17 protein-coding genes are annotated in these 16467 nt (G+C 65.2%); 12 read left to right on the top strand and 5 right to left on the bottom strand.

Annotation, left to right across the window (positions count from 1 at the left end):
* Window positions 1-420 precede the first annotated feature (420 nt).
* Both Q8P38_00685 and Q8P38_00680 read right to left on the bottom strand, forming a co-directional pair.
* Window positions 421-1371: an endonuclease/exonuclease/phosphatase family protein gene (locus Q8P38_00685; GenBank protein MDP4013130.1), complete on the bottom strand. Its 951-nt coding sequence runs from the start codon at window positions 1369-1371 to the stop codon at window positions 421-423.
* Between the two features lie 4 nt (window positions 1372-1375).
* Window positions 1376-1840 (bottom strand): hypothetical protein, encoded by a 465-nt coding sequence (locus tag Q8P38_00680; protein MDP4013129.1) that lies wholly within the window; start codon window positions 1838-1840, stop codon window positions 1376-1378.
* 39 nt (window positions 1841-1879) lie between these two features.
* Between Q8P38_00680 and Q8P38_00675 the strand changes: the two genes are divergently transcribed.
* From Q8P38_00675 to Q8P38_00660, 4 genes are all read left to right on the top strand, one after another.
* The gene (locus Q8P38_00675) at window positions 1880-2542 is read left to right on the top strand and encodes a class I SAM-dependent methyltransferase (GenBank protein MDP4013128.1); all 663 of its coding nucleotides are present in this window, start codon (window positions 1880-1882) and stop codon (window positions 2540-2542) included.
* A complete protein-coding gene (locus Q8P38_00670; protein MDP4013127.1) occupies window positions 2542-3282 on the top strand; it encodes a hypothetical protein in 741 nt (246 codons plus the stop codon). The genes Q8P38_00675 and Q8P38_00670 overlap by 1 nt, the downstream gene beginning before the upstream one ends.
* Window positions 3283-3292: 10 nt before the next feature.
* The gene (gene hisN / locus Q8P38_00665) at window positions 3293-4132 is read left to right on the top strand and encodes a histidinol-phosphatase (protein ID MDP4013126.1); all 840 of its coding nucleotides are present in this window, start codon (window positions 3293-3295) and stop codon (window positions 4130-4132) included.
* 77 nt (window positions 4133-4209) lie between these two features.
* Window positions 4210-4647, top strand: coding sequence for a CBS domain-containing protein (locus tag Q8P38_00660; protein ID MDP4013125.1), 438 nt, complete (start codon window positions 4210-4212; stop codon window positions 4645-4647).
* A 5-nt stretch (window positions 4648-4652) separates the two neighbouring features.
* Here Q8P38_00660 and Q8P38_00655 read toward each other — a convergent pair whose 3' ends face one another.
* The 3 genes from Q8P38_00655 to Q8P38_00645 form a co-directional block, all read right to left on the bottom strand.
* A complete protein-coding gene (locus Q8P38_00655; GenBank protein MDP4013124.1) occupies window positions 4653-5330 on the bottom strand; it encodes a uracil-DNA glycosylase in 678 nt (225 codons plus the stop codon).
* A gap of 24 nt (window positions 5331-5354) precedes the next feature.
* Entirely contained in the window at window positions 5355-6599 is a 1245-nt protein-coding gene (locus Q8P38_00650; GenBank protein MDP4013123.1) for a glycosyltransferase family 4 protein, read from the bottom strand.
* Between the two features lie 83 nt (window positions 6600-6682).
* Complete coding sequence (locus Q8P38_00645; protein ID MDP4013122.1) at window positions 6683-7969, bottom strand: hypothetical protein; 1287 nt, start codon at window positions 7967-7969, stop codon at window positions 6683-6685.
* A 211-nt stretch (window positions 7970-8180) separates the two neighbouring features.
* Here Q8P38_00645 and Q8P38_00640 point away from each other — a divergent pair, with 211 nt between their 5' ends.
* The 8 genes from Q8P38_00640 (at window position 8181) to Q8P38_00605 (ending at window position 16405) form a co-directional block, all read left to right on the top strand.
* Window positions 8181-8369 (top strand): hypothetical protein, encoded by a 189-nt coding sequence (locus Q8P38_00640; GenBank protein MDP4013121.1) that lies wholly within the window; start codon window positions 8181-8183, stop codon window positions 8367-8369.
* A 117-nt stretch (window positions 8370-8486) separates the two neighbouring features.
* Window positions 8487-9959, top strand: coding sequence for an ATP-binding protein (locus Q8P38_00635; GenBank protein MDP4013120.1), 1473 nt, complete (start codon window positions 8487-8489; stop codon window positions 9957-9959).
* 184 nt (window positions 9960-10143) lie between these two features.
* On the top strand, window positions 10144-10443 hold the full coding sequence (gene groES / locus Q8P38_00630; protein MDP4013119.1) for a co-chaperone GroES: 300 nt from the start codon (window positions 10144-10146) through the stop codon (window positions 10441-10443).
* 129 nt (window positions 10444-10572) lie between these two features.
* Entirely contained in the window at window positions 10573-12204 is a 1632-nt protein-coding gene (groL, locus tag Q8P38_00625) for a chaperonin GroEL (GenBank protein ID MDP4013118.1), read from the top strand.
* Between the two features lie 41 nt (window positions 12205-12245).
* Window positions 12246-13019 carry a hypothetical protein gene (locus Q8P38_00620; GenBank protein ID MDP4013117.1) on the top strand — a complete coding sequence of 258 codons (774 nt, stop codon included), beginning with the start codon at window positions 12246-12248 and terminating at the stop codon, window positions 13017-13019.
* A gap of 95 nt (window positions 13020-13114) precedes the next feature.
* Complete coding sequence (locus Q8P38_00615) at window positions 13115-13714, top strand: response regulator transcription factor (protein MDP4013116.1); 600 nt, start codon at window positions 13115-13117, stop codon at window positions 13712-13714.
* Between the two features lie 70 nt (window positions 13715-13784).
* Window positions 13785-15302 carry an IMP dehydrogenase gene (gene guaB / locus Q8P38_00610; protein MDP4013115.1) on the top strand — a complete coding sequence of 506 codons (1518 nt, stop codon included), beginning with the start codon at window positions 13785-13787 and terminating at the stop codon, window positions 15300-15302.
* Entirely contained in the window at window positions 15299-16405 is a 1107-nt protein-coding gene (locus Q8P38_00605) for a GuaB3 family IMP dehydrogenase-related protein (GenBank protein MDP4013114.1), read from the top strand. The genes guaB and Q8P38_00605 overlap by 4 nt, the downstream gene beginning before the upstream one ends.
* Window positions 16406-16467: the final 62 nt, after the last annotated feature.

The following is a 16467-nucleotide window of genomic DNA, read 5'->3' as shown; positions in this document are numbered from 1 at the left end:
TCACCAACACAGCACGGTCCACAATCACGACCTCCTACATCGCAACCACTCGCCTTTCAGGACACACTCCTCTGATGATCATGGAGGTCGACGATCACCCAGGAAGGGAAGATCGCTGACGAGCTTGATCATCAGAGGATTCGCATCAGCGGGGCCTCTGCGGAGGCGAGCGGAGGCGGCAACGAGCCGGTGAAGGATCTACGTGTCCGTTTTGTCAGGTTCCTGGACAGCATCGACCCGAGGATGTCGTTAGGAACGCGGATCTCCGGCCTATAGCGACTCCCCCAGTTGGGGGTACCCCTACTTGCGGGGGAGGGGGACCCCCACTCCGGGCAGATCCGTGGCGCGGAGTGCCGGTTCGGGCGCCGCGTGTCAGTCAGGACGCACCTGTCCGTCACGCCGAGCGCCTACCCCCGGACCTCAGAACCAGGCGATCAGGGCCTTGTGGTCGCTGTTCGGGATGAACACAGTCTCGACTCGGCGAGCTGCCTGCGCGTAGTCCCTCGTCATGACGTGGTCGATTCCGAACAGAGGCGGAATCGGCGACAGGTTCGCGGGCCACGTCCGAACCAGTCCCGCGCCGGCCGTCGTGGCAGCGTCCCGGAACCCCATGGCCTCAAGATCCAAGACGCCTTCGTGGTCGCGTGTCGCGTTGAGGTCACCCGCCACGACGACCGGCCCAGGAATCTCGGCCAAGACTTCCGTGAGCCGGGAGAAGTCAGCCTCAGCATATGAATGGTCAAGCCTCGTCGGAGCGGACGGATGCGCGGCGACAACGGTGATGGGCACTAGGTCCGTCGTCACTGTCGCCACCACGTCGCCCAGCGTCGCGCCCGGCAGCGCCCGTCCATTGGAAACCGGGAACCGGGACCACACTCCCGTGCCGCTGATGCCCGGGCGGGCGAAGCTGAAGTGGTACGGCAGCAAGTCATTCAAGCCCGCTAATGCCAGGCCCGCCTCAGCTTCCGGCGTCAGCTCTTGGACTGACACCAACTCGGCGCCGACCCCGCGAGCCGCATCGACGACCGACTTCGCGTCTCCACCGCCCATCAGGAGATTCGTCGTCATGACCGTCAGCCGCGGTTGCCCCGGATCCACAGGCTGCGCCACGAACGCGGGAGCCCACCACCAGACGATCACCGCCGCCAGGACCACGCCGACTCCGGCCACCAACCACGACCACACAAGCGCTGCGCCTGCGGCGGCAGCCAGCGCGACAAGAAGCAAGTAGGGCGTTGTCGCCACTAGCCACGTCAAAGGCCCGGCTTCCCAGCCAAAGGCGCGAGACATCTCAACGGCAGCTACGCCAGCCAAAGCGACCACTGCGATGGCGGTGACAGTCGGCCTCGGTTGAGGCAGCGCGTCAACCAAATGCCTACCCCCATACCAGGGACGCCCCAGCGTGCCCGGTGTAGACGGTCCATCCGATCGCAACGATCGCGGCGACGACCCCGAGGAATGCGATTAGCGTGCCGAGGGTGTTGCGCTTGCCACCGGACTTCCGGTCCAGTCCCGCCAGCAAACCAACGCCAACCAGCACAGCAACCGCCGCCCAGGGCTCCCACTTGCCCGCGTTGAAGTGGTTCGACGCTGACAGGTTGAGCTTGTCACGCAGCGCCAGGCCACTCGCCTGCGCCACGAACGCGGACACCACAGCGACGGCGGCGACGAACAGAACGGCCGGGCTGTAGCGCTTGGACCTGGCTACGCTCGAGGCCATCACGATCAACCCCAGCGCGGCCAAGGGCACGAGTACGACGACCGCGTGGACCACAAGCGGGTGCAATGGCACACCGCTGATCTCAACATTCGGGAAAGCGAAACCCATCAGCGAACTCATGTGTGGAGTCTGTCAGACTGCGCGCGGAAGGTGGTGCGAGTGACAGGGCCAGGCAACCAACGTGAACTCACCCCAGACGAAGCGGTCGGATACTGGGAGAGCCGTCACGTCAAGCTCGGCGATCGATCCTCCGGGGGTCATTCCAGTCTGGGGGAAAAGGGCAATCGCATCCTCTACCAGATTCGTCTGGCTCAGCTGATGGCGCTCGCCGGAGCCGGCCCATCCGGATCGGTCCCGCTGGATATCCTCGACGCCGGATGCGGCAAAGGCATCTTCGCCCGGGGCATGGCCGAGTCCGGCTACCGCGTTCACGCCTTTGACCCCAGCGAATCGGCGATCGCCGAGTGCCGGGCGAAGGCAGTCGGCGGCGATGCCTACCAACTGTCGACAGCCGCCAGCTACGCTCCGGACCGGCTCTTCGCGCTCGTATACTCGATCGACGTCATGTTCCACATCATGGACGACGGAGAATGGGATCGATCCGTGAAACACCTCTGTGATTCTGTCCAGCTCGGTGGGCTGATCGCACTCGTGGATCATGGAAATCCGGAACCGCGCCGCTGGGCCGACTACCAGAAGACGCGCGCGCCCAGGGCATACTTCGACATCTACGAGAGCCGCGGCCTGCGTCCGGATGGCACATCGCCCTGCGGCCCAATGGGCTACCCAAACGTCTTCGTGATCGGCAGACGGGAATCTTGATGCGTCTTGAAGATCACCTCATCCGGCAGACCCAGGCGAATTCGCGCTTCGTGGACCTGCGGCTAGAAGACAGGCGACACACGATGTCGCTGTCATCCGAAGAAGCTCGCGAAGTTCTCGTCGCGGCTGTACCTCCCGAGGATCTGTCCGAACGCGACGTGCTCATCGTGCTAGCTGACCAGTTGGATGACGCGGACGAGTGGCTGTCCGCAATCCCTGCGGACAAGTGGCCGGATCTCGCCGTGGTTCTTCCAGGCCGCCCTGGCGCTGTTGACGTCCCATCAGTGCTCGCCTGGGTGAGCCGACATGACTGTCAGCTCACCCACTTGGCCGGGATCCAGGTACCCAGCGGAGTCCTCGCATTCGTTTCCGCGACCCAGCACGCGATTCCACCATTGGGAAGCACCGACGAACGCGCGACCTGGAGGCGACTGGCCGGTGAGCTGCTCTTCGAACGTTTCCGCGCCTCCGCACAGGAGGAGCGGGCGGTGATGGCCGAGAACGCAGCTTCCGCAGCGACTCTCCAACTTGCTCAGTCGGATCGGAAGCTGAAGGCATCCACCGCCAAAGTGGATCGTCTGACCGCGAAAATGGCGGCTGCCCGAGCGAGGAGAGAGCGCCTCCAACAGCGCGTCAAGCACTTGCGTGCCGAGAACCAGGCGCTTGGTAGCCGCACCACAGTCCGCGTCGGAAGAGCGGTGAGCTCACGGCTCCGCAGGGGGCAGCGGACTGACTCATGAGACCACGTTGATGATGGCGGCTGATCTGGTGAGCGCCCAAGGCGACGATCCTGTGCGATCACCGGCATCTCCGGCGCTGCCGCCACCTGCCGATGATCTTGCGCTCGCACTGCAGATCGCGGACGCAGTGGACGCGCTGACCATGAGCCAGTTCCGGTCCGCGGACTTGCGAGTGCGGACCAAGCCGGACAACACGCCCGTGACCGAGGCTGATCTGAAGGCGGAGCGCGCAATCCGCGACCTGCTGGCCGGCGAACGGCCCCACGATTCGATCCTTGGGGAGGAATTCGGCGAAGAGCACGGGTCGGACCGGCAGTGGATCATCGACCCGATCGATGGCACGAAGAACTTCCTACGCGGCGTCCCAGTGTGGTGCACGCTGATAGGACTGCGGCAAGGGGATTCGGTTGTCGTCGGAGTGGCGTCGGCGCCCGCGTTGGGACGGCGCTGGTGGGCATCGGCCGGAGGAGGCGCCTGGACCCGAGACGTCGACGGCTCAGTACGGCAGCTTCACGCGAGCGGCGTCAGACACCTCGCCGACGCCTCGTTCTCGTACTCCGATGAAGTCGGCTGGGGTTCGGCTCGCGATGGTCTGCATGATCTCATCAAGCGCTGCTGGAGGACCCGCGCCTACGGGGACTTCTGGTCGCACGTCCTGGTAGCCGAAGGCGCGGTGGACGTCGCCGCGGAGCCCGACCTGAAGCCGTGGGATCTGGCAGCTCTAATTCCAATCGTCACCGAGAGCGGAGGCCGAATGACGTCGCTGAAGGGCGGTGACCCTCTGGCAGATGGGTCAGCGGTGACGACAAACGGAATCCTCCACGATGAAGTCCTCGCGCTAGTGCGCTAGCGGCCTGCCACCAGTAGTCTGATCTTGCGGGCGCCCGATATGCCAGGAGCGCCCCAGGTGCTGATCGGGAGGTACAGATGAAACTCGAGCACGTGCTGCAACTCAAGGGCGGGGATGTCTTCACGATCTCGCCGGAAGCTACCGTCGCTGAACTGGCAGCCGAGCTCGCTGACCGCAATGTCGGCGCGATGGTGGTATCAACTGACGGGCGGTCTGTTGAAGGCGTTGTGTCCGAACGCGACATCGTCCGCGGCATCGTCACTCAAGGCGCCTCAGTGCTGTCTCAACCGGTCTCGAGCATCATGACTTCAGTCGTCCAGTGCGCGCCACCCACGGCACTGACGTCGGACCTCATGTCTTTGATGACGAACTCCCGAATTCGCCACGTACCAGTTCTAGACGAGGCCCAACTGCTGATGGGCATTGTCAGCATCGGAGATGTCGTCAAGAGCAGGCTCGGCGAACTCGAGCACGAACGAGATGCTCTGGTCCAATACATCACGCTGGGCGGCTAACTCACCTAACCAGGCAGCCGCCAGTCGATCGGTTCGGCGTTCTGCAGCGCCAGAGCGTCGTTCGCCCGGCTGAACGGGCGACTTCCGAAGAACCCTCGGTCAGCCGACATGGGACTTGGATGCGTGCTGGTGATCACCGGGAAGTCACCTAGCAGAGACCGGGCCGCTTGGGCGTCGCGCCCCCACAGAATCGCCACCATCGGCTGACCTCTGTCTGTCACAGCGGCGATGGCCCGTTCGGTCACTTCCTCCCATCCCTGTCCGCGATGCGAGCCAGGTCGGCCGGGCTGCACGGTCAAGACCCGGTTGAGCAGCAGGACGCCCCGTTCGAACCATGGCGCAAGGTCGCCGTTGCTGGGCGCGGGAAGACCCAGGTCGGCCTGGTATTCGCGGAAGATGTTGGCCAGGCTGCGCGGCAGCGGCCGCACGTCGGGGGCGACAGAGAACGACAACCCAACCGCATGACCAGGCGTTGGGTATGGATCCTGGCCAACCACGACGACCCGTATCTCGGATAGCGGACGACTGAACGCCCTCAAGACATTCTCGCCCGCGGGAAGGTAGCCGCGCCCCTCGGCGAGCTCACCTCGCAGGAAATCCCCCATGGCGCGGATGCGCCCAGCCACCGGCTCAAGGGCTTCGGCCCACTCGGGATGGACAATCTCTGTCAAGGGCCGACCCACGCGGGAACCATACCCCTGGCGCGTTCAAGCCAGCGCGAGGATCCGCCGCGCGACTGTCTCCCAGCCCCAGTTCAGTTCTGCGGCCCGCCGCGCCGAGGCGGACAAGACTCGCCGCTGACCAGGCGGCAGCGCCAGCACGGCCGAGAGTCTCGCCCGCAAATCCGAAGCGCTGCCGCTGTCAAAGGACGTCAGTGCGCTCAAGTGGGGCGGATAGGCACTCTCAAGAGCGGCCGCTATCTCAGCGAGTCCGGAGTGCCGCGCCACTAGTGGTGGACACCCGCAAGCGGCCGCCTCGGCGGCGACCATGCCGAAGGCCTCCGGGAACATCGAAGGGGTCACGCTCACGTCGGCCAGGGGCCACAGATGACGCAAGTGCCGATGTTCCAGTGGTCCGGTGAACAAGACGTCCGGGTCGGCCAGAGACTCCAGACGCGCCCGCTCCGGGCCGAAACCGACTACCACCGCCCGGGTGCCGAGGCCACGCAGCGCCTCCAGAAGCAAGTGGACGCCCTTTTCCTGACTCAGCTTCCCCACGTAGACCACGGTCGGCCGGTCGCCAGCCAGGAACCGGGCCAGCCGAGCGGCATTGTTGGTGTCGGGCAGACGCTCATTCCGCGGTCCCATCGGGCTGGCGGGATCCTCGCGGCACTCAGCAAGCAGAGCCGCGAGAGCCACGGCGCGGGGCTGCGGTCGCATCCGCTCAAGGTCGACTCCAGGGGCAATAACATGAACCTGACCGGGCGCCGTCCCAACCAGATCCCGCAGAACCTCCGCGACGTGAGCCGATCCGGCGATGACGGCCTTCGCCGGAAGCAAGGACTCCTTCGCCCATCGACACATGCCTGGGTTGCCACGCATCGCGAACTCAAGCTCCGAGCCATGTGCCTTGACGATGAACGGCAAGCCGGAGGCCTCTCCCACCGGTCCACCTAGCAGAACGTGGTTCAGGAGTAGCAGGTCTGCCGGACCAGCGGCGCGCACCGCGTCCGCGTTGATCCGTACGAACCGCCGCAGGTCTCCTTCACTCATCTCGTTCAAGAGCTGAGGATCGGCGTCCTGGTACCGGTCAAGGACGAAGACTGGAAGAGGGCCAGTCAACTCGGGCCGCACTACACGCGCCCCACCCAAGTCGACGTTGGCTGAGTCCGGGTCCTGGCACAGGACGGTGACCTCGTGGCCGAGCGCGCCCAAGGCCCGCGCGAGTTCCCGTGTGTAGACGTTAGACCCGGTTCCGTGTAGCAAGTACCCGTGCCAGATCAGGATGCGCACTGCGTCACTCTATTGGGCCCCCCCGAGATCAGGCGCACCATGAGCGCGGCACCTGATCTCGAAGAGGGCCTAGACCGCTACGTCTAGCCGAGGCTCGTGCAGAAGTCCGCGACCTCCGAGGCCAACTGGTTTGCCGGCGTGAGCTTCCCAGTGGCTACGTTCACCGTCCAGGAGTAGACGTTCCCGTCCTCTGAGTCCTTGATGGACACCTTGTACAGGTCGGGCCCCGCCGCAGGAGTGGTCGTCACGTTGAACCTCCCCGGATCCTTATCCAGTTCCGTGAGCCCCCCACCGCCGAGTTCCTTCGAACACTCGCCCGCCGCCCTGCGGAGTATGTCGTAGGCCTCGTCGCCCGACCCGGTAGCCGAAGGCGACGGCCCAGTCGGCGTTGGCGTCGCGGTCGGCATCGTTGTCGGAGTGTCCTGAGATCCGTCAGTGCCTGCCGGGCGGTCGAACGGCTTGTTGTTGATGATGTTGATGACCGTGAAGTCATCGATGATCGTGACGTTCGTCTGGATCACCGTCACCGAGGTCGGGCGCCAACCCGGCCACGTCGGACCCGTGTAGATCACCGGGCCGCGGTCGACAGGCGCTGCGGTCAGCGGATTCCCGCAGTAGCACTTCACGACCGGCAGTCCGCGGTCGTTCACCAGGACGGCCGTTCCGGCCTGGAGCACGGCGGGGACCGTCGTCGCGCGGCCGTCAACGTAGCCGTGGTTGGTGACCAAAGTGTCGGAACGAAGAATCAAGGGTGTCAAGCGATCCACGAAGGAGCGGATCTCGTCGACGCTGATTCCCTGAACTTCAGCCCACGCCGCTGCCTTGTCTGGATGGGCCTCAAGGAAGCTGACCAACTTCTTGGCGTCGCATGTCGAGACCTTCATCGTCCCGCCGTACAGCCCCGCGTGCCCGCCGGGAACCGTTACGGAGGAATCGCTCTCGACTGGCTTGACCTTCTTGTCGGTGCCGACTTCTCCAGCCGGAGTGAAGGGGTCCGATGCGGTGGACACCGGCTCGGTCTGGATGACTGTCGTCTCGCCATCAGTGCCACTCTGCTTCGTTAGCATCACGACGCTCGCGCCGATCGCCGCGACCACGAGCGCACCCGCGACGCACAGGGCAACGATCAGCCTCTTGCCGTACCCCGGGCCTCGGGGGGGCGCGGCCGCCGCAGGGGCAGGTACGACGGGTGCCGACGGCGGTGCGGCCGCTGCGGGCGCGGGTGCCACTGGTGCCGGAGGTGTCGCAGGGACCTCGGGAGCCGGTGGCGGCGCTGCGGGCTGCTCGGCGGCGACCCACTCGACGCCATTCCACCAGAGCCACTTCTGTCCGTCCCAGTGCCAGTTGGGATCTGAAGGAACATCGGCCACGGGATCTCCTGATTCTCTCTCGACACACCTACCCGACCACTGCGGGCAATGGATCAAGCTTATCCGTGTTGCGTGCAAGCGGATTCCTCCGCCCGCGAAGCCGACCGACGGCTGACCCGTGAGTCCCAGCTGGGGCGGCTACTCTGGAATCGTCTAGGTCCGACGTCGCGACTGGCACAGTCGTAGCGACACCAATGGTTTGGGAGCGCTAATGCAGATCCACTCATCCGAAGAAGCAGCCAGCGAACAGGGCGGCTGCGGCTGCGGCGGCAAGGGCCACGAAGGCGGTCATGGCGGCGGCCGTTGCGGCTGCGGGGGCAAGGGCCATGGCCAAGGACACGGCGCCCAGGCCAAGGCGGACGAAGGCAAGAAAGGCGGCTGTGGCTGCGGCAAGGGCTAAGGCCTGTCGACGTCACGACACAGGCCTCACGTTCCGCCTGCCGTGAGGCTTGTTCTTCCTATAACATTCACGCCATGATGCTTATGGTTCATTTACGCCTCACTGGCGGCGTTCGACGTGGCTAGCTGGAAACCCAGCCCGCACGAGGTCGCCCGGATCCTCGTGGAGCAGAGTCCGTGGCACGCCACTGGCGCCGTTCCGACCGCCCTCGCCCAGGAGGTGGAACGCCCACTCGCGCGGATGCTGTGGCGGCCGGTCCTCGACCCCGGCAATCCACGGCGAGCGCATGTGATCCTGGGCCCCCGGCGCGTAGGCAAGACCACCGTCATGTACCAAACAGTGCGTCGGCTGCTCGCCGAGGGCATCCTCCCCGGTCGGCTGTGGTGGCTGCGCATGGACCATCCGTTCCTCATGCGCGAACCGCTCGGGGATCTTGTGCGTCGGGTCATCGAGGAAACACAGGCGAACGCCAGCTCGGAGGTGTACTTGTTCCTGGACGAGTTGGTGTACGCGGCGGACTGGGACCTGTGGCTGAAGACCTTCCACGACGAACGTTGGCCAGTTCGGATCGTGGGCACCTCAAGTGCCACCGCCGCACTGCGTGACCGCCACCGCGAGAGCGGCGTCGGCCGCTGGGACGAGCACCACCTGGGCCCATACCAGTTCAGCGAGTACCTGGACTTGGTCTCCTTCGACGCTGCTGTGGACGTGGGCCCGAACCTTGCTGAGACCTTGACCCAGATGCCCCGGTCATCTGGCCCGCGAAGAGACCTTGCCGAGCTGCGGCGTACGTTCGCACTCGTCGGAGGATTCCCCGAGCTACTCATGGCCGATCAAAGCGGTGCGGACATGGAAACCCGCCTTCTCCGATCGCAACAGCGCCTTCGTGACGAAGCCATCGAGCGCGCCGTGTACAAGGACATTCCCCAGTCGTTCGGTATCGACAACCCGATGCTCCTGGAGCGCCTGCTCTACGTGCTGGCCGGGCAAGTCGCGGGGATCCTCTCCCCGTCGAATCTGACGAAGGAGCTGGACGGGCTGTCGCAACCGACGCTTGATCGATACATCTCCTACCTCGAGCAAACCTTCCTGGTGTTCCGAACCCTGAACTACTCGGGGACCGAAGCCAGCGTCCAGCGGCGCGGGCGCAAGTTGTACTTCCTGGATGGCGCGGTACGAAACGCCGCTCTACAACGGGGATTGGCCCCGCTCACTGACCCGGCAGAGATGGGATTGGTGCTGGAGGGCCTAGTGGCCAGTGCCCTGCACTCACTGGCGCTTCAGTCCGGTCACCGCCTCTACCACTGGCGCCACGCCAAGACCGAGGTGGATTTCGTTCTCGACCACCCAAGCGGTCCGGTTGCCTTCGAAGTCGCTTCGTCCCCGTCACATCATCTGGGCGGACTGCGCAAGCTTGTCGAATTGCATCCGAAACTGGCCGACCGCGCCTACCTCGTCAGTCCCGACTCCCCCACCCGTGCCCCCAAACATGGCGAGCCGGGGTCCTTGCCCTTGGATTCCCTGCTCGTCGCCGTTGGGCGGCAAGCCGACGCCGCCGCAGCGCATCGCCTCAGAGCGGGGCACCGCTGACACACCGCAGCCCAACTCCGACACGCTGGCACTCTGCTTGACGGAGTGCTAAGAATCCGCTTAGTGTGGCCCTGGCACTCTCACCCTGAAAGTGCCAGTCGGCAGGTTCCGCCGTACCGCGACGACGGTGCGTTCCTGTCGGAGTCCAACCGTAGTTCGATCCACCCGTGTGGGAGGTTAGACCGTGTCGGTCGCCATCAAGCCACTTGAGGACCGCATCGTGGTCCAGACGCTGGATGCGGAGCAAACAACCGCATCCGGCCTGGTAATTCCGGACACAGCCAAGGAAAAGCCCCAGGAGGGCGAAGTCTTGGCTGTGGGCCCAGGCCGTTTTGACGACGAGGGGAAGCACAGAATCCCGCTCGACATCAAGGTCGGGGACACCGTCATCTACAGCAAGTACGGCGGTACCGAAGTCAAGTACAACAACGAGGAGTACCTAATTCTCTCCGCTCGCGACGTGCTCGCGATCGTCGAGAAGTAACTCCGACTCACTAGTGCACCGCCCCGGGCGGCCCGTCACCCGGGCTTCCCGGGGCTTTGCGCGCACCGCTGACAGGCGATTGCGCACCCGAAAGAAGAACGCCGCACGGCGCAAGGAATGGAGCCATGGATGCCGAAGATCCTCAAGTTCGACACGGACGCCCGAGCGGCATTGGACCGCGGAGTCGACGCGCTGGCGAAGACCGTGCGCGTAACGCTCGGCCCCAAGGGGCGCAACGTGGTGATCGACAAGTCCTGGGGCGCTCCAACTATCACTAATGACGGCGTGACAATCGCCCGTGAGATCGAGCTAGATGACCCCTATGAAGACTTGGGCGCCCAGCTGGCCAAGGAAGTGGCCACAAAGACCAACGACGTCGCGGGCGACGGCACAACGACGGCGACAGTGCTCGCACAAGCCATGGTCCACCGCGGTCTGCGCGTTGTGACCGCGGGCGCGGCCCCTGGCGCCGTCAAGCGCGGAATGGACAAGGCATCAGCGGCGGTCACCGACAGACTGATCGCCGACGCACGTCAAGTGACCGGGACCACCGAGACCGAGCAGATCGCGACGATCTCCTCACAGGATCCGAGCATTGGCCGCCTCATCGCGGATGCGTTCGCCAAGGTCGGCGAGGACGGTGTCATCTCGGTCGAGGAAGCCAACACAATGGGTCTGGAGCTGGAGTTCACAGAAGGGCTCCAGTTCGACAAGGGCTACATCTCGCCATACTTCGTCACCGACCCCGAGCGCATGGAAGCGGTCCTGGAAGATGTCCAGATCCTCCAGGTCGGCGGCAAGGTCAGCTCCCTGGCGGACGTCCTGCCCCTGCTGGAGAAGATTGTCAAAGCTGGCAAACAGTTGCTCATCATCGCTGAGGACGTTGAAGGCGAGGCCCTCAGCACGCTCGTAGTCAACCGGATCCGCGGCACTCTGACCGTCGTCGCCGTGAAGGCTCCAGCATTCGGCGACCGGCGCAAGGCCATGCAACAGGACATCGCGATCCTGACCGGCGGTCAGGTCGTGTCCGATGAGGTCGGTCTGCGACTGGACCAAGTCGGCTTGGAAGTGCTCGGCTCGGCCAGGCGGGTTGTCGTCACGAAGGACACCACGACCATCGTCGAAGGTGGCGGAGCCCCCGAACCAATCAACGAGCGGATCGCCCAAATCCGGCGCGAGATTGACGACTCCGATTCCGACTGGGACAAGGAGAAGCTCAACGAGCGCCTCGCCAAGCTGTCCGGCGGCGTGTGCGTGATCAAGGTCGGGGCCGCCACCGAGATCGAGATGAAGGAGCGCAAGCACCGAATCGAGGACGCGGTCTCGGCTACACGCGCAGCGATCGAGGAGGGGATTGTGGTCGGCGGCGGTTCAGCCACGATCCACGCCTCTTCGGCCCTGGACGACCTGCTCGGCCTGACTGGTGACGAGGCAACGGGTGTGGATGTCGTCAAGCGAGCGTGCTCAGCCCCCCTGTACTGGATCGCGGAAAACGCCGGAGAAAGCGGGGCTGTCGTTGTCGCCAAGGTCCGCGAAGCTGGAGGAAACAACGGTTTCAACGCCGCTACCGGTGAATACTGCGACCTCATCGCAGCCGGTGTCATCGACCCGGTCAAGGTAACCCGGTCCGCTTTGCAGAACGCCGTCTCGATTGCCGGGATGCTGCTTACGACCGCGACACTCGTCGTGGACAAGCCTGAGGAGCCGCAGGAATCAGCCCCTTCCGGCCACGGGCACAGCCACCACCCCCACTCGCACTGACACCCGCCCCCCGACACAGTCGCCGCGCAGCCTGGCTCGCGGTGTCGAGCGAACCCCTGACGGGGCTTTCGGACCTCAGCACGAGTTCCGGACCCTGGGCGACTTGGGCCCGTGGGGTGTGCCTAGCGGCACTTGGCAGTTACGACGACGCTGTCGACGCCCTGGCGGGGGTGTGCGAGTCCGCGCCCCCGGAACCGTCCGGACTGGCAGCCGCTGCGATCGGGTCGGTCTACCGCGAACTGGGAGCCCACGATCTCGCGATCGCATGGGACGACTTGGCTATTTCGGCCGAAGGAGCGGCCGTGGCGGATGGACTTATCGGCAGGACGGCTGACGAGATCGGACTGGGCCACGCCGGAGCGGCCGCTAGCTACCTCGCGCGGGCCTCGGCCGCTGCAAACGGCTGGCGGGACGAAGTCCGACTGAACTGGGTTAGGACCGAACTCAGCCTCCTTGCCGATCAGCCGGTCTCAGCCATCAACCACGCTGGGCATGCGCTTAGCCTGTCTATAGCCTCCGGATCGCCAAAGCACTCAATCAAGAGCAGGTTGTTCCTGCTCGTCGCACGTGACGCCGCCGCAGGGGTGGCCCCAACCCCATCGGGTCCCAGCGACTCCCTCGCGGAGGTCGCTATCGACGCCGCTGGCCTGAAGCTTCGCCCCCTGGCCTGGTCCGCGGTGTGCGCGGCTGGGGCCAAGGCCGGTCCAGACGCTGTAGCGGGAGCCCGAGACGCGATCGCGTTCATAGATGATCACCTGCCGGCCGGGGCGGACCGCTTCTGGCTCGACCGGGCGGACATCGCCTGGCTCCGCTAATCAGCCGGGTTCAAGGGCGAAAACCTCACAGAATCGACGCCGCCGTGGGAAAGTTGGCTATTCAGTCGGCGCCGCGACCCTAAGAGAGGCGGTCCATGACAGCTGTCTTGATTGTCGACCGCTCCCCGGCCAACCAGCAGGCTCTGCGCAGATGCCTGTCGGCGCTACCGGAAGTCAAGAATGTACTGGCGGCTCGCAGCAGCGAGGAGATGCTCTCGCGGTACGCGAAGGACAGGCCTGATCTGGTGCTCCTTGACGCGCAAATGCCCGGACTCGACGGAACAAGCGCCCTGTCGAAGCTACTTCAGCTCGACGCGGGAGCCCGTGTCCTGGTGCTGACCCTGGGAGAGTCGCCATCGGTGGTAGCCGAAGCCATCGCCGGGGGCGCTCTGGGCTACCTGGCCACCGACGCATCCCCCCAGGAAGTCTCCGCGGTCCTGGCGACAGTGATGCGGAACAAGGCGCTCGCGTCGCTGCCGAAACCGAGAGCTTCCGCGAAGCCGGGACTGACGGAGAGGGAACTCCAGGTCCTACGTGGCATGAGCGAGGGACGAAGCAACACCCAGATAGGAAGCGACCTCTTCCTGTCCGAAGACACGGTGAAGACCCACGCTCGGCGGCTGTTCAGGAAGCTCGGAGTGTGCGACCGCAGCCACGCCGTCGCGGAAGGATTCCGCCTGGGGCTGCTTGTGTGACTCGATTCGTGGAATCAACAGCCTTCAGCCAACCGCGTTACGCTGGTGCATTGATCTGTGAGGTGATGCGGTGACACCGGGAGCCGAGACCAGCGCCGGGCAGTTCGGCGATGTGGGGCTGACGTTCGATGATGTACTGCTACTACCGAACGAGTCTGACGTCATTCCCAGTGAAGTCGATACATCCACTGCCCTGACCCGATCGATCGCCTTGGCCGTGCCGCTCGTGTCCAGCGCCATGGACACGGTGACCGAGTCCCGGCTGGCGATCGCGATGGCACGCCATGGCGGAATCGGGATTCTGCACCGCAACATGTCCGCTGAAGACCAGGCGGTGAACGTCGACCTGGTGAAGCGATCCGAGGCCGGGATGCTCGCCAACCCTGTCACGTGCGGCCCGGACCACACGATCGCGGATGTCGACCGCCTCTGCGCGAAGTACAGGATCTCCGGGGTGCCAGTAGTGGACGCCGATGGGATCCTGCTGGGTATCGTCACGAACCGGGACATGCGGTTCATCGAGGACCGGCTCACCCCAGTTCACCAAGTCATGACCGCAGTGCCTCTAATCACGAGCCGCGCGGGGTGCACGCGGGAAGAGGCATTGAGCCTGCTGTCACACCACCGCATTGAGAAGCTCCCGCTGGTCGACGAAGGCGGAAGACTCGCAGGACTGATAACCGTGAAGGACTTCACCAAATCAGAGATGTACCCGAACGCCACCAAGGACGGAACAGGTCGGTTGCGGGTCGGCGCGGCGGTGGGGGTAGGCGAGGACTCATACAAGAGGGCTCGCGTGCTCGTCGACGCCGACGTGGACGTCCTGGTCGTTGACACCGCTCACGGCCACTCCAAGGCGGTCCTGGACATGGTCAGGCGGTTGAAGGCGGACACCGCGGTCGATGTGATCGGGGGCAACATCGCCACACGACAGGCGGCCGCGGCCCTGATCGATGCTGGCGCCGACGGCATCAAAGTTGGAGTCGGCCCAGGGTCGATCTGCACGACGCGGGTCGTAGCGGGCGTTGGAGTGCCGCAAGTGACGGCCATCCACGAGGCCGCCCTGGTCGCGCGACCAGCTGGGGTACCGGTGATCGGGGACGGCGGGCTGCAGTACTCAGGCGACATCGCCAAGGCGCTTGTCGCCGGCGCCGACACAGTGATGCTCGGGTCGCTGCTGGCCGGCTGCGCTGAGGCTCCCGGCGAGATCGTCTTCATCAACGGCAAGCAGTACAAGCAGTACCGGGGAATGGGCTCGCTAGGCGCCATGCAATCCCGCGGCGAGGCACGCTCCTACTCCAAGGACCGCTACTTCCAAGACGATGTGCTTTCCGACGACAAGCTGGTTCCGGAGGGCGTCGAGGCTCAAGTCCCGTACCGCGGACCTCTCGCCGCCGTCGCGCACCAGCTCACTGGCGGGCTGCGCGCCGCGATGGGCTACTCCGGGGCTGCCTCGATAGCGGAGCTGAAGACAAAGGGACGCTTCGTTCGCATCACCGCCGCCGGACTCAGGGAAAGCCACCCACATGACGTTCGGGTCACATCCGAAGCCCCGAACTACTTCCCAACGACCAGGTGGCAGCAGTGAGCGAACATGCCAGAGGGCGCGCGTGGCGCGGCCGTGGCTACACGTTCGACGAAGTATCAGTAGTCCCGAGCCGTCGAACACGCGACAGTGCCGATGTTTCGCTTCGCTGGCAGATCGACGCCTACACATTCGACGCCCCGATCATGGCCGCACCAACGGACTCGGTCGTGTCCCCCGCGAGCGCCGCGACGCTCGGCGGCCTCGGCGTGATGGCGGTCCTCAACCTGGAGGGCCTATGGTGCCGTTACGCCGATCCCGAGCCCATGCTGTCGCAGATCGCGGATCTGCCCGAGGAGGAGGCAACCACCCGGTTGCAGCAGATCTACTCAGCGCCGATCGAGCCCGCCTTGGTGGCGTCGCGGGTCGCGGAGCTGAAGAGTAGCGGCGGCGTGACAGCGGCAGCGGTTTCACCTGGACGAACAGCGGTTCTGGGGCCTATCGCGGTAGCCGCGGGCTTGGACGTCCTCGTCGTGCGGGGTACCACGGTGAGTGCGCAGCACGTGTCCACGAATCAGGAGCCCGTCAACCTCAAGGACTTCATCCACGAACTCGAGATCCCGGTGATCGTGGGCGGTTGCGCGAACTACCAGTCCGCTTTGCACCTGATGCGCACGGGAGCTGCGGGCGTCCTGGTCGGCTTCGGCGGCGGCGCTGCCCACCGAACCGCCAACGTGCTGGGCGTAAGCGTGCCCATGGCGACGGCCGTGACCGAAGTCGCGGAGGCAAGACGGGACTACCTCGACGAATCAGGCGGGCGCTACGTGCATGTGCTCGCGGACGGGTCTCTGGGCAGATCCGGGCACATGGTGCGGGCCCTCGCGTGCGGAGCCGATGCGGTCGTAGTCGGCTCGGCATTCGCGCGGGCGACCGACGCACCCGGGCGGGGCTTCCACTGGGGCCCGGAGGCGACTCACCCAACGCTTCCCCGTGGCGAGCGTGTGAATCTTGGGACCGTCGGCACATTGGCTCAGATCATGAACGGACCCAGCCACGTGGCGGACGGCACGATGAACATCGTCGGCGCGATTCGCAAGGCCGTAGCGACCGCCGGCTACACGGATCTGAAGGAATTTCAGCGCGTCGACATGGTTGTTGGGGGCTGAAGCCAGGTCGGCTGTTCGCCTGCCCCTACTCTAGGTCCGAGGTCAGCGTCGACGGTGAGAGC

The sequence above is a fragment of the Candidatus Nanopelagicales bacterium genome (assembly GCA_030700225.1).
Lineage (GTDB): Bacteria > Actinomycetota > Actinomycetes > S36-B12.
The sequence above is the reverse complement of the archived record's forward strand: the minus strand, read 5'-3'. Positions and strand labels throughout refer to the sequence as shown.